Genomic DNA, 13,718 nt, shown 5'->3' with positions numbered 1-13,718 from the left:
GGGGGAAGTAGACGATGAACTTTACTTTGACGGAGGAAATTGAATTTTTAAGAAAAGGCGTCCGTAAGTTTGTAAAAGAAGAAGTTGAACCGTTTGCGATGAAGATTGAGGAAACAAACGAGATACCAGAAGATGTGAAAAACAAATCAAAAGATTTAGGGTTATTCGGCTTAAGTATTCCTGAAGAATATGGTGGCTTGGGACTTGATATGGTTGGCAAATGCGCGATTTATGAAGAGCTTGGTAAGACGCATAATGGCTATACAACCCTCATTGGAGCACATACAGGAATTGGGTCAGTAGGCATTGTGGAATTAGGAAGTGAAGAGCAAAAGCAAAAATACTTACCAAAAATGGCTACAGGAGAATGGATTGGGGCATTTGCACTGACAGAACCAAGCGCAGGTTCTAATGCAGCTAATTTAAAGACGAAAGCAGAAAAGAAGGGGGATAAGTACATCATCAACGGTTCAAAACATTATATTACGAATGCAGTTGATGGTCACGTCTTTACGGTAATGGCGGTAACAGACCCTACTAAGGGTGCAAAAGGAATTACTTCTTTTATCGTCGAGAAAGATTTCCCTGGTTTTCAGTTAGGTACGGTTGAAGAAAAAATGGGTCTTCGAGGCTCTCATTCAGCCGAGTTGTTTTTTGATAACTTGGAAGTTCCTGCTGAAAATGTGTTAGGGGAAGAGGGGCAAGGTTATGTTAATGCATTAAAGATCCTTGCTAATGGTAGAGCAGGCCTGGCAGCTAGAAATCTAGGTTCGTGTGTCAAATTGCTAGAGCATTGTATGGAGTATGTTTTTGAAAGAAAACAATTTAATAAACCCATTTTTGAACACCAAACAATTCAACATATGTTAGCTGACATTTCGATGCAAATTGAAGCGCTTAGGGCATTAACGTACAAAGTAGCCTGGATGACTGACCAAAAACAAAGGGTCGTAAGAGAGGCTGCGATTGCTAAGTTATACGGCTCTGAGGTATATAACCGAATTGCAGATCTAGCGGTTCAAATTCATGGGGGAGTTGGTTATATGAAAGACTATCCAATTGAACGGTATTTTCGTGATGCGCGAATTACAAAAATTTATGAAGGAACCTCAGAAATTCAACGAAATATCATTGCAGGTGAGTTGAAAAGAGAATTTAAAAAATAAATGAAATGAAGGTATAGGAGGTGTCGTAATGAGAGAAACGGTCATTGTAGACTCGGTTAGAACGGCTATTGGTAAATTAGGAGGAACATTAAAAGAAGAAACGGTTGATCATTTGGCATCGAAAGTGATTGCTGAATTATTTAAAAGAAATCAGCTAGAAAAAGAATTAGTGGATGAAGTGATTTTAGGGCAGGCCAAACAAAGTGCTGATGCCCCTAACCTGGCAAGGTTGTCACTCCTAAGAGCCGGACTTCCTATTCATGTACCAGGCTATACCGTTCATCGTCAGTGCGGGTCAGGTTTACAAGCGATTAATAATGCTGATCTTCAAATTAAGCAAGGGATCTCTGATGTTGTGATAGCGGGAGGAGCTGAAAGTATGAGTACCGCTCCCTATTATATTCGCAATGGTCGCTTTGGTTTTGGGACTGGGAATGGTCTCTTCCTAGATCCGAATACAGAAAGCCAACCACGTTCCCAGCCTTATGAAGAGTATGGTGAGGATTTAACGATGGGCATGACTGCTGAAAATCTAGCAGAGAAATACAATATTAGTAGAGAAGAACAAGATGAATTCGCACAAAGAAGTCAAACACTAGCCGATCAAGCGATACAAGCTGGTCTTTATAAAGAAGAGATTGTTCCTTATGAAGTTAAATATAGAAAACAAACGATTTTATTTGAAGAGGATGAACACCCGAGATTAACCACATTAGATAAACTAAGTAGCTTAAAGCCTGTTTTTAAAAAAGGTGGGACCGTTACGGCTGGAAGTTCAAGTGGTCGAAATGACGGGGCCTCGGCTATTTTAATGATGGACAAAGATTCAGCCGACAAGTATGGATTAACGAGTAAGGCTAGAATTTTAGCTCATACGAGTGTAGGTGTTTCACCTGACATTATGGGCATCGGCCCTGTGTATTCTACTCAAAAAGCATTGAAGATGGCAAATCTTCAACTGGAAGATATCGGTTTATTTGAAATTAATGAAGCTTTCGCAGCACAAACACTAGCTGTTATTAAAAAATTGAACATTGAGATGGATAAAATTAATATCAATGGAGGAGCAATTGCGCTAGGACATCCAATAGGCGCAACCGGATCCATTCTCGTAACGAAATTACTAAATGAACTACAACGACGCAATCTACGTTATGGAGTTGTTACTTTATGTATCGGTGGAGGGCAAGGGATTACAACCATAATAGAAAATCTACAAATCTAATTGGAATCGTGATTAGTGACGCACTGGGGTAATGACGATGGACCATATACGAGCTTGGTTTATGCAGATTTTAATTGGAGTGTACTTAGTTCATACTTTCTTTGTCATCCCTCACGGAGATAAAATGTTGGCAGTATTGACCTTTATTGTGATTGTACTCTTACTGAATAAGTTAAAGGGTTTCTCTAAAGTCATTAGCTCTATGATGCTACTAATTGGTTTTATTCTTGTTATGTACACGGAGCAATATGAAAATGTAAAAAACAGCTTAATTGTGAATCTACCATTAGTCGTACTATTAGTAACAGTTCCAGTATTAGGGTTTCCTTTGAGGTTTGGGAAGTATGATAAACAACTGAGTAACTTTATTAAACGATATGGACGAAATGATAATCGATTATTTTTAGCCATTACAACTGTATTTTTCATCATTGGACCAGTGATCAACATGGGTTCAATCAAGTTGATAGATAATCTTTTAAACAAGCTCTCACTGTCAAAAGGGTTACTAGCAAGAAGTTATATGCAGGGGTTCACAGCAACTCTCCTGTGGTCTCCGTTTTTTGCATCACTTTTATTGGTTCTGAATTTAGTGGGAGTTTCTTTGTACAGCTATTTGCCATTCGCCATACCGGTTGCGATTACACATCTTTTTGTTAGTAACCTTTTATTTTCTAGAATAGGAAAATATGATGAACTCCCATTGATTGCGAATCAGGCAGTTCGTATGAAAAAGATCTATGAATTAATCACGGTTTTTATATTGTTTTTCTTAGCAGTCTTCATCATTGATTGGATTCTTACCATTAACATGATCACAAGTGTAACGATTGCTGCGTGTTTAATAGCTTCAATATGGAGTATCTATTTAAAATCTATTCATGTTTTTGGCAATCATTTAAGAGAGTATAGAAAAAAAACGATTTTATTAAGCTCAAATGAAGTGGTGTTGTTTTTAACAGCTGGCTTTTTCGGATCTGTTATTTCTAATACGACTTTAGGTGAGTATATCAATCGAGCTATTTTAGTTATAGGTGAAAGCTCCATCCTTTTAATGATTCTCTCTATTATTCTATTAACAACAGCCCTTTCAATGATTGGGGTGCATCAGATTGTGACCATAAGCGCATTGGCAGCTACCGTAAACCCTTTAGTAGTTGGGCTAGAACCGGTTGCTTTTGCCCTTACTTTAATGAGTGCTTGGATTATTGCAACTATCGTATCTCCTATTTCAGCAGCAAATGCCATTATTACGACTCTGGTAAATCGGACGTATTTTGAGATTGCAATCAAGTATAACGGTCCTTTTATTGTCCTCATGACCATTGTCTACACTATGTGCATTTATATCGTACAAATGTATTTAAGTTAAATTCAGATCTTAAAAATGAAAAATTGGAGGGAATAAAGCATGAATATTTTCGTCTTAATGAAACGTACATTTGACACAGAGGAAAAAATTGCGATCTCAAACGGTCGCATTGATGAGGGTGGCGCAGAGTTCATTATTAACCCATATGATGAGTATGCGATTGAAGAAGCGATTGTCCTTCGGGATGAGCACGGCGGGGAAGTAACCGTTGTCACAGTAGGAGAAGAAGAAGCAGAAAAAGAACTTCGTACCGCTCTTGCGATGGGTGCTGATAAGGCCGTATTACTTGATAGTGAAGATGTGGAAGAGTTTGATCAGTTTACAACTGCAACTATGCTTGCAGCGTACTTAAAAGAACAAGAGTATGACATCATCTTAGGCGGTAATGTAGCTGTTGATGGAGGAAGCGGACAAGTTGGACCTCGTGTAGCAGAACTATTAGATATTCCACAAGTGACAACGATTACAAAGCTTGATGTTGCAGATGGTCAAGCAACAATCGTTCGTGATGTAGAAGGAGACGAAGAAACACTTGAAGTCTCACTACCAGTTCTTGTAACGGCTCAACAAGGTTTAAATGAGCCCCGTTACCCATCTTTACCAGGCATTATGAAAGCGAAGAAGAAGCCATTAGAAACACTTGATTTAGATGATCTTGATTTGGAAGAAGAAGATGTGGAAGCAAAAACAACGACACTTGACATTTTCCTACCACCAGATAAGCAAGCAGGTAAACAATTAGAGGGTGACCCACAAACGCAAGTGAAGGAACTCGTTTCACTTCTAAAATCTGAAGCAAAAGTCATTTAATTGGAGGGATTATCATGGCAAAGAAAGTACTTGTAATTGGAGAAGTTCGTGACGGAGAATTACGTAACGTATCATATGAAGCGGTCGCTGCAGGGAAAGAAGTAGCAGATGGCGGAGAAGTTGTAGGGGTTCTTTTAGGAGAAGATGTAAGCGGTTTAGCTGATAGCCTAATTCACTACGGTGCTGACCGTGTGATCGTGGTCAACCATGCCGATCTAAAAACGTACACCACAGACGCCTATCAACAAGCATTGCTTCAAGTTCTTGATGTAGAAAATCCAGAGGGCGTATTGCTTGGTCATACTTCCCTAGGAAAAGACGTATCGCCACGTCTGGCGATGAAGCTTGGTGCTGGATTAATTTCAGATGCGATCTCAGTTGAAATGGACGGTGGAGATGCTGTCTTCACACGTCCAATCTATTCTGGGAAAGCTATTGAGAAAAAGAAAGTAAATGATGGGGTTTTGTTTGCGACAATTCGTCCAAACAATATCGTACCACTTGAGAAAGATGAATCAAGAAGTGGCGATGTGTCTACGCTCACAGTGGAGTTGAAAGACTTACGTACGGTGATTAAGGATGTTGTCCGTAAGGCAACTGGTGGGGTCGATCTTTCCGAAGCAAAAGTCATTGTAGCTGGTGGACGTGGAGTCAAAGGCAAAGAAGGCTTTGAACCGCTTCAAGAGCTAGCCGATCTATTAGGTGGGGCAGTAGGTGCTTCACGTGGTGCGTGTGATGCGGACTATTGTGACTATGCGCTCCAAATTGGTCAAACGGGAAAAGTCGTAACGCCAGATCTCTATATCGCTGTTGGACTTTCAGGTGCAATTCAGCATTTAGCGGGTATGTCGAACTCTAAGGTCATTGTAGCGATTAACAAAGACCCAGAAGCACCGATCTTTGAAGTAGCTGATTACGGAATTGTCGGTGACTTATTTGAGATCATTCCAATTTTAACAGAAGAGTTAAAAGCAGCTGTTTATTCATAGGAAAGCCAACAAAGGAGGGGTTCTGTGGGAAACGAAGAGTTGTTTGATCTTAAAGGTAAAGTGGCAATCATTACAGGTGGTGGTAGAGGGTTAGGAAAACAGATAGCAGAGGCTTTTGCGGATGCTGGATGTCACATCGTATTATGTTCGCGCAAGATTGAGGCGTGTCACGAAACAGTGGAACAATTAAAAAACAAAGGGGTAAATGCTCTAGCTTTATCTTGTGACGTAACAAATAAAGAAGATGTCGATCGAACAGTAGAAGCGGCTATCAATCAATTCGAAAAGGTTGATATTTTGGTCAATAATAGTGGAACCACATGGGGAGCACCTGTTGAAGATATGCCTGAAGAAGCCTGGAATAAAGTAATGAATGTGAATGTTAAAGGTACGTTTCTCATGTCTCAAAAGGTTGGTCAGCATATGATTCCAAGAAAAACGGGAAAAATTATTAATATTTCATCTGTAGCTGGTATTAAAGCTGAGCCATCAGAGGTATTAAATGCGATTGGCTATAGTACAAGTAAAGCAGCCGTAATTCATATGACAAAAGATTTAGCGATGAAGTGGGCGCAATACGGAATTAATGTCAATTCAATAGCCCCAGGTTTTTTCCAAACAAAAATGACAAACAAAGTTTTAGAAGAAAGAGGAGAAAAAGTGGCATCCCATATACCACTAGGAAGAATCGGTGATGACACGATGTTAAAAGGAGCTGCCTTATTTCTTGCTTCAAAAGCGAGTGATTTCGTAACTGGACACATCTTGACAGTGGATGGCGGGGCTCACCTTTAATTATGGCTTGCTTCATTTTCTACTTAAATAGAGGGGGAATAATATGTATGATTTTATTATCATCGGCGGAGGAATAGTAGGACTCTCTACTAGTATGGCCCTCTATGACAAATACCCGCTTGCTAAAGTTTTATTAATTGAGAAAGAAGAAGAATTGGCTATGCACCAAACAGGTCACAATAGTGGTGTAATTCATTCTGGTATCTACTATAAGCCTGGTAGTTTCAAAGCCCGGTTTGCAAAAGCAGGCAGTCATTCTATGACCGAGTTTTGTAAAAAGCATAAAATTGACCATGACATTTGTGGCAAGATTATTGTCGCTACTAAAAAAGAAGAGATTCCCCTTTTACATGCTTTATATAAACGAAGCATTGAAAACAACTTAGAAACTCGTTTAATCGATAAAGGTGAGTTAAGAGAAATTGAACCATACGTAAATGGATTAGCGGCTATTCAAGTTCCTGCTGCAGGAATTGTAAATTATAAGCAAGTTAGCTTGAAGTTTGCTGAGCTTGTGAATGAATCTGGATGTGAAATCTCCTTAAATACCGAGGTAGAGAAAGTACATGAGAGCAAAGATGAGGTTCTGGTGGAGACTTCTAAAGGACCGTTTAAAGCGAAATATATGATCAATTGTGCAGGATTGCATAGTGATAGGGTAGCAAAGTTATCTGGGTATCATACCGATGTGAAAATTATTCCTTTTCGAGGGGAGTATTACAAATTAAAACCGGAAAAAAGACATCTCGTAAAGAATCTCATTTACCCTGTCCCTAATCCGAATTTTCCCTTTCTTGGAGTTCATTTTACTCGGATGATCAATGGTGAAATAGAAGCTGGTCCTAATGCCGTCTTAGGTTTTAAACGCGAAGGGTATAAGAAGACAGATTTCTCTATGAAAGATTTTGCAGAAGTAATGGGCAACAAAGGTTTTTGGAAACTAGCCAGTAAATACGTGAATGAAGGTGCAAGTGAAATGAAGCGTTCTTTAAGTAAGGCTAGCTTCACTAGAAGTCTTCAAGAGCTTATACCAGATATTAAAGCAAGTGATCTTCTGAACGCTCCGGCCGGTGTACGAGCGCAAGCGTTGAGAAACGATGGAACACTCGTAGATGATTTTTATGTGATTAACGGAAAAAGGAGCATTCACGTTTGTAATGCACCATCTCCTGCTGCGACTGCGTCAATTGAAATTGGAAAGTCCATTCTAAGCAATCTCCATGCTGAGGATATGGAAAATAAGTCGGTTCACTATCTTATTAATTGAGTTAACAGTAAAGGGGAGGTAGGTATGGTTAATCAGAATATTATATTTATCGCAGGTCATGCAAGGTTGCCTCAAGGTATGGCAGCAAAAAGCATATTTGATACGTTAACCATTACAGCTGAGGTTGAAACGAAGTATGGAGTCATTTTAGAAGCTTCATGTACTTTAGCGACGGCTCACGGTAGAGAATTTATTGGGCGTCTACTAAAGGGAATTAGCTTACAAGATGGAATCGATTATTCGGTGAGCCAAATTCAACAGTACTATTTTGGTAAAGCCAGTAACGCTCTTGTCGCTGCAATAAAGGATTTGCATAAACAGTATTTGCAAATACAAACAGAAACAGTTCCGTGTAAATAAATTTAGAATATTCAATAATTTGATTGTTTTTTATTTAATCATCCTGTATAGTAATGATAAGTACAAGAAATCACCTCTGGAATAACAGCCTTTTCTAGACTCGTGAATTCCTTGAACCATACTTACCAATTACATGTAGCGATAACTGTATAGTTTGCAACGACTTTACTTCTCGTAAAGCGATCCTGTAGACGATAGCCAGTTATATTATGGATGTACTCATAATATAGCTGGCTATTTTTATTGTCAAAAATTAAGAATTTTTATTAGGAGGTAATAATTATGAGTATTGTAAAATCAAGTAGGGAACAAGGTTTTATTCAACGAACAGATTTTTTTGAGGTGGCAGAACATCCACAAAGTCAACGACTCTATCAAATTAATATTAGAGACCATGTGATTGAACAATTTTTAGAAGATACATCAGATATTTCTATTCAACAACTAGAATATGTGCCATACATGCGCTTTGTGGTAGCTGATCGCTTAAATTCTTTAACCAACGGAAAGTTAAAAGAAGTATTAACAACGATTCTTCATGACCGTAATACAGGAGGCTATACGACTGGTACAAATTCAAAAACATCTGAATCAGACGACTATGTTAAGTTTTCAACTGCTATTACTCATTTGATTGGTGAGCCTAATTTTGATTCAATGTCCGGAAATTATTATGCGAGATTCTCTGTCACTGATATTGATAATAGTGATTCTTATCTCAGGCAACCATACAGACTTTTTACGCTGCATACAGATGGAACTTTTGTTGACGAAGCAACTGATTGGTTATTGATGATGAAGATGAAAGAAGAGAATGCAGTAGGAGGAGAATCACGGTTGTTGCACCTAGATGACTGGAATGAACTAGACATCTATTCAAACCATGGACTAGCCTCAAAAGAAATTACTTATAAAGCTCCTTCAAGTAAAAATGTAAGTAAAGAAATAAAGAGAAAAACATTTTTTCAAATTAACAACAAACCTTGCATGTGCTTTATCGATCAATTTGCTTATCCAAAAAATATAGAAGAAGCTAATTATCTTAAAAGCTTGTCAGAATCTATGGAAAATGACCCTTCCTTGATTGAATTGAGTTTACCAGTAGGAGACCTAGTCGTCCTAAATAATACATTTTGGCTACATGGTCGTGCTGCTTTTGAAAAAAATAGTGAGCTAAATCGAGAGCTTCTTCGTCAAAGAGGTTGCTTTTCAGAGTAAAGCTAAAAAGCTCTGCATAGTTGCAGAGCTTTTTATTTATTTAATTCATTCAGCCTCATCCTTACATTTACTCTTATAATAATCTCTCTCAAGCTTGTAAATTTGTCTGCGCATTGCATTCCAATCTTCATTGCCTAATGAAGCTTTTCGTAATTCATCCGTGATGTTTTCTAATTCATCCATGTTAATGTCTTCACCGTTTTCAAGTTGGTGTCTCATTTCTTGGATGTTATCTTCAAGCTTTTGTAAGCCATGATCCCAAGTGAAATAAAAATCTATAGGCTGCATTTCTTCGGATAAGATATGCTTCACTTCACATACTTCTTGTCGTGGTCCAACAATCGAAATATCTGTGGCATGAACGGTAATCTCGACTTCATTCTCTTCAAGTGTTGCAGTGATATATTTCATTTTTTTCGCAATTGTAAAGTTAAAAATGTGTTCCAGTACATAGGAGAGCATCATAAAGTTTAACCAAACAATCTTTTTTGGATCATGAATATGAGTTTTGATATTGTGTTTTGATAAGGTATCATCAACTTCTTTTAAAACATCATCATATTTTCCTTTACGAATCATGATGGCAAATTGCTGTTGTGAATGTAGCTTTAGAACATTCGGTAGCTTAATGATAGGAATCAATACAAGCAGTACCATCGACATGCCGCCAAGAATTAGTGTATAAGGATACCCCATAAAGGTCTGCTTGATTTTTGAACATGATGGATCGCGGTTCTTCATCTTAGTGGAAGTGTATCCGTTCACGAGTGGTAGCAACACAATTAAAACAATCGAGGCAATACGGACAATTGTGTCATCATCAGGCATGAGAGGGATAAAGGTCTCCGCTAAATCTGGAAAAACAGTTGTCACAAGGATGTATATCCAATAAAGAGACAAAAGCCCCATGAAACTTACTTTAGAATCATCTTGTGAGGGAATGCGACCAAAGAATGTCAGAGTAGCCATGCTGAATACTTTGCTTAGCATCTTGGCTATTCCTGTTAATATTATGCGAAAATAAGGCAACCCCTTCACCTACTTCTATGAAATTTTATATGCGTAAAGTTTACTATTCCCTTATTAATGCGGGTTAAACGCAAATGACAAGGATTGGCGGACCTACCTTAAACGAGTTATGCTATGATAGATAAAAGACTATTCTTATAAAGGATGATCGAGCCTTGACGACTGTACTTAGTGAATTTTTGATTCGACAATTAGCCTCAAGTCAAGCAACGTATACACGCGGGGTAGAGTATTACCAAGCAGGCTTAGTGGAGCATGTCCATTACAATGAACTTTATAATTCGTATGAAGCGGATGTTGTTGGCACCCATATATATGAAGTGGAAATAGATATCGAAGAGGATGGAAGCCTTGATTTTTCTTGTGATTGTGAGGCCTCTTATTCGTATCCAGGAGCATGTAAGCATGTTGTTGCCACATTGCTTGAACTACAAGAACGAGGGGCAACATTTTCGAAACAAAAACAAACGATTTCAAAAAAAAGCTCGCTCTTAACAGAATTTAAATCGGTTCAAAAATGGAAGCAGCCATCGCTTAAAAAAAAGCAAACCTTACTTGTTGAATTTGAAGTAAACATTATGGCCGCTGGTGGTTATTTTCAACATATGGTTAACTACATTCAGTTAGGGATGAAAGTCGGTGAGAACCGTCTGTATGTTGTAAAAGATCTATATGCCTTCTTAAAAGCGGTCAAAGAAAATCGTTCTTATGCGTTCACGAATAAGTTCGCCTTTCAGCCAGAGGAGCATGTGTTTAAAGAAGAGGACGAAGTAGTGTTTGACCTTATTTTTAGGTTGTTAGCCGTTGAGGAACACCATACAAGAAATACATACGGTCACAAATCAACAAAGCGCCATCTCCTCATCCCAGCCGTCTATATGCATCAATTTCTTGATGTCCTAGCACCACAGGCTACGGTTTTGCATGTGGATAGTTTGACTGAATATAAAGAAAAGCTTAACGTGTCAACCTTTGAAAAAACAGATAAGCTTTTTACGTTCACACTAGAACAAGTAGAGGATATGGTTGAACTTCAAGCGCATCTTCTACCTAGAGTTTTATTTATCGATGAAGAGTTTAAATGTGTGTTAAAAGAAGATACAGTTTATAAGCTGACAGAGGAACAAGCAAAAACACTTGAGATCTTGTCAAAAGAATATGAGCCCGATGAGCCACTAGATTTTATTCCAAATGAGCAGTTAGAGTCTTTTTGTTCTGAGGTTCTTCCGGTCCTTTCTCATTACGGAACCGTGGAAATGGAAGAACGACTAAAAGAAAAAATCGATCAAAAACCGCTTCAAGCCTCGTTGAAAATTGACTATGAGGACGAAGAGCTTTTCATTGATGTTTCCTTTCGATATGGACATGAAGTACGGAATCCTTTTACAACCAATGAAACGGAAACAAATCAGACCATTATCGTCCGAGATGTGGAAAAGGAACAAACGATTTTACACGTGCTCGACCAGTTTCCGTTTGAAGTAGAAGGTCACCAGCTTGTTTTAAGTCGAATCGATACAATTGTCGAATTCCTTTATGAGCATTTGCCACAATTAAAACCCTATGCAGATATCTTTTTAACGCGTGATGCGAAAAAATTATTGTTCCAACCTGCTGCAACACCATCTGTAACGGTTGATGTGGAGAGTGAGTCGAACTGGCTAGATGTGACATTTTCCATAGACGGAATTTCAGATGAGGAGATCATTGACGTCTTACGCGCTCTATATAATAAGAAGAAATACCATCGTCTCTCAAACGGAGCTTATATTCATCTTGAAGAAGAACAATATACGACGGTTAGTAAGGCCGTCCAATCCCTTGGAACCTCGGCAAAAGACTTGAATAAAAGTATGAATGTTCCGCTTCATAAAGCATTCTCTCTTGATGAGAGCCAAACAGGATTAAAATTATCGAAAAAAATTCATCGTCTGATTCAAGACGTTCAATCACCGGAATTTAGTGAATGGTCGATCCCAACACGCTTACAAGCAGACCTGAGAAGCTATCAAGAAACAGGTTATAGATGGTTACGAACCCTTGCAAAATCAGGCTTAGGCGGAATTCTTGCTGATGATATGGGACTTGGAAAAACATTGCAGACCATCACATATTTACAAGCAGAAAAAGAAGCCAATACAAATGGTAAATCGCTTATCATTGCACCTGCCTCCGTGATTTACAATTGGGAAAAGGAGATCAAACGATTTGCGCCCGAGCTCGATGTTGTGGTCATTGCTGGGGTCAAATCAGAACGAGATCAAGCTCGCGCGCTCCTAGAGGCTGATGTCTGGATTACCTCCTACCCCTTGATGCAACGTGATTTCAAAGCCTATGAAGAGATTACCTTTGAATCACTTGTCCTAGACGAAGCTCAAGCGATCAAGAACGAACAAGCAAAAACAACGAAAGCCGTTCGTGCAATTAAAGCTTCAAGCCGGTTTGCATTAAGTGGAACACCGGTTGAAAATCGCCTTGATGAGCTATATACCTTAATGCAGACGATCTTGCCAGGCTTATTTGGGACGAAAAAGCAATTTAGGGACCGGTCGAATGAAGAGATTGCCAAGCGGATTCGTCCGTTCATTTTAAGACGACTAAAGAAAGATGTACTAAAGGAACTGCCAGAAAAAATGGAGTCCGTTCAATACACGGACCTCTTACCAGAACAAAAGAAGTACTATTTAGCGCAAGTGAAGCAACTAAAATCAGATGTCGATAACGCCATCTCAACGGATCAATTTCAAAAGAAACGAATTGAGATTTTGGCTGGTTTGACGAAGCTTAGACAGCTCTGCTGTCATCCGAGATTAGTAGTAGAAGATGATCAGGTAGAGTCAGGAAAGTTGCAACGACTGCTGGAATATGTGGAAGAGGGAATGGAAGCTGGTCAACGAATCGTTATCTTCTCACAATTCACCTCGATGCTATCGATTATACGAACAGAGTTTAATGAGCGTGGGTGGGAGTTTTTCTATTTAGATGGACAAACGCCAGCGCAAGAACGCTTGAGGCTTGCTGATCAATTTAATCAAGGAGAGAACAGTTTGTTTCTCGTCTCGCTAAAGGCAGGCGGAACAGGGCTTAATCTCACCGGAGGAGATACCGTCATTCTCTATGATACGTGGTGGAATCCAGCGATAGAAGAACAAGCAGCTGACCGAGTGTACCGCTTTGGACAAACAAAAAATGTTCAAGTCATTAAGCTGATTGCTAATGGAACAATTGAAGAGAAGATCCTTGCTTTGCACGAGAAGAAAAAAGCACTGGTTGATGCCGTGATTCAACCAGGAGAACAACAAATCTCATCCTTATCAGCAGATGAAATTAAAGAATTACTAAACTTTTAATTCAACTCCGCCCACTTAGTTGGGGGGAGTTTTTTAGTGGTGCTTGATTCCTTACCTAAAGTGGGAATAGCGCACATAAATTTCTGATTCCGCCCATATCGTCCAAATAGCGCACATAAACACCTAATGTCGCACAT

At 38.9% G+C, this 13,718-nt stretch carries 11 protein-coding genes; 10 read left to right on the top strand and 1 reads right to left on the bottom strand.

Translation table 11 applies throughout. The annotated features are described in order from the left end of the window. The first annotated feature begins 14 nt into the window (after positions 1-14). The 9 genes from AB3N04_RS07235 (at position 15) to glaH (ending at position 9,202) form a co-directional block, all read left to right on the top strand. Complete coding sequence (locus AB3N04_RS07235) at positions 15-1,166, top strand: acyl-CoA dehydrogenase family protein (protein ID WP_368505434.1); 1,152 nt, start codon at positions 15-17, stop codon at positions 1,164-1,166. 28 nt (positions 1,167-1,194) lie between these two features. After that, positions 1,195-2,391, top strand: a complete 1,197-nt coding sequence (locus AB3N04_RS07230; protein ID WP_368505433.1) for an acetyl-CoA C-acyltransferase — start codon at positions 1,195-1,197, stop codon at positions 2,389-2,391. Between the two features lie 37 nt (positions 2,392-2,428). Then, on the top strand, positions 2,429-3,763 hold the full coding sequence (locus tag AB3N04_RS07225; protein ID WP_368505432.1) for a hypothetical protein: 1,335 nt from the start codon (positions 2,429-2,431) through the stop codon (positions 3,761-3,763). Between the two features lie 39 nt (positions 3,764-3,802). Then, positions 3,803-4,573, top strand: coding sequence for an electron transfer flavoprotein subunit beta (locus tag AB3N04_RS07220; RefSeq protein WP_368505431.1), 771 nt, complete (start codon positions 3,803-3,805; stop codon positions 4,571-4,573). Positions 4,574-4,587: 14 nt separating this feature from the next. Continuing rightward, entirely contained in the window at positions 4,588-5,562 is a 975-nt protein-coding gene (locus AB3N04_RS07215; RefSeq protein ID WP_368505430.1) for an electron transfer flavoprotein subunit alpha/FixB family protein, read from the top strand. Positions 5,563-5,586: 24 nt separating this feature from the next. After that, entirely contained in the window at positions 5,587-6,357 is a 771-nt protein-coding gene (locus AB3N04_RS07210; protein WP_368505429.1) for an SDR family oxidoreductase, read from the top strand. A gap of 43 nt (positions 6,358-6,400) precedes the next feature. Next, positions 6,401-7,624: an L-2-hydroxyglutarate oxidase gene (lhgO, locus tag AB3N04_RS07205; protein WP_368505428.1), complete on the top strand. Its 1,224-nt coding sequence runs from the start codon at positions 6,401-6,403 to the stop codon at positions 7,622-7,624. 24 nt (positions 7,625-7,648) lie between these two features. Next, positions 7,649-7,984, top strand: a complete 336-nt coding sequence (locus AB3N04_RS07200; RefSeq protein ID WP_368505427.1) for a DUF3870 domain-containing protein — start codon at positions 7,649-7,651, stop codon at positions 7,982-7,984. A 282-nt stretch (positions 7,985-8,266) separates the two neighbouring features. Then, a complete protein-coding gene (gene glaH, locus AB3N04_RS07195; RefSeq protein ID WP_368505426.1) occupies positions 8,267-9,202 on the top strand; it encodes a glutarate dioxygenase GlaH in 936 nt (311 codons plus the stop codon). Positions 9,203-9,247: 45 nt separating this feature from the next. On the opposite strand, the gene AB3N04_RS07190 is transcribed toward glaH, so the two are convergent. Further along, the gene (locus AB3N04_RS07190) at positions 9,248-10,192 is read right to left on the bottom strand and encodes a hypothetical protein (protein ID WP_368505425.1); all 945 of its coding nucleotides are present in this window, start codon (positions 10,190-10,192) and stop codon (positions 9,248-9,250) included. A 194-nt stretch (positions 10,193-10,386) separates the two neighbouring features. On the opposite strand from AB3N04_RS07190, the gene AB3N04_RS07185 reads away from it, so the two are divergent. After that, entirely contained in the window at positions 10,387-13,581 is a 3,195-nt protein-coding gene (locus tag AB3N04_RS07185) for an SNF2 helicase associated domain-containing protein (protein WP_368505424.1), read from the top strand. The last annotated feature ends 137 nt before the right edge of the window (positions 13,582-13,718 follow it).

It is taken from the genome of Alkalihalophilus sp. As8PL, assembly GCF_040939795.1.
Taxonomy (GTDB): domain Bacteria; phylum Bacillota; class Bacilli; order Bacillales; family Bacillaceae_D; genus Alkalihalophilus; species Alkalihalophilus lindianensis.
The sequence above is the reverse complement of the archived record's forward strand: the minus strand, read 5'-3'. Positions and strand labels throughout refer to the sequence as shown.

Excerpts from the sequence above, each read along its gene's own strand:
- AB3N04_RS07200 (WP_368505427.1), top strand. The coding sequence starts at position 7,649 with ATGGTTAATCAGAATATTATATTTATCGCAGGTCATGCAAGGTTGCCT.
- AB3N04_RS07220 (WP_368505431.1), top strand. The coding sequence starts at position 3,803 with ATGAATATTTTCGTCTTAATGAAACGTACATTTGACACAGAGGAAAAA.
- AB3N04_RS07190 (WP_368505425.1), bottom strand. The coding sequence starts at position 10,192 with ATGCTAAGCAAAGTATTCAGCATGGCTACTCTGACATTCTTTGGTCGC.
- AB3N04_RS07225 (WP_368505432.1), top strand. The coding sequence starts at position 2,429 with ATGGACCATATACGAGCTTGGTTTATGCAGATTTTAATTGGAGTGTAC.
- AB3N04_RS07215 (WP_368505430.1), top strand. The coding sequence starts at position 4,588 with ATGGCAAAGAAAGTACTTGTAATTGGAGAAGTTCGTGACGGAGAATTA.
- glaH (WP_368505426.1), top strand. The coding sequence starts at position 8,267 with ATGAGTATTGTAAAATCAAGTAGGGAACAAGGTTTTATTCAACGAACA.
- AB3N04_RS07230 (WP_368505433.1), top strand. The coding sequence starts at position 1,195 with ATGAGAGAAACGGTCATTGTAGACTCGGTTAGAACGGCTATTGGTAAA.
- AB3N04_RS07235 (WP_368505434.1), top strand. The coding sequence starts at position 15 with ATGAACTTTACTTTGACGGAGGAAATTGAATTTTTAAGAAAAGGCGTC.
- lhgO (WP_368505428.1), top strand. The coding sequence starts at position 6,401 with ATGTATGATTTTATTATCATCGGCGGAGGAATAGTAGGACTCTCTACT.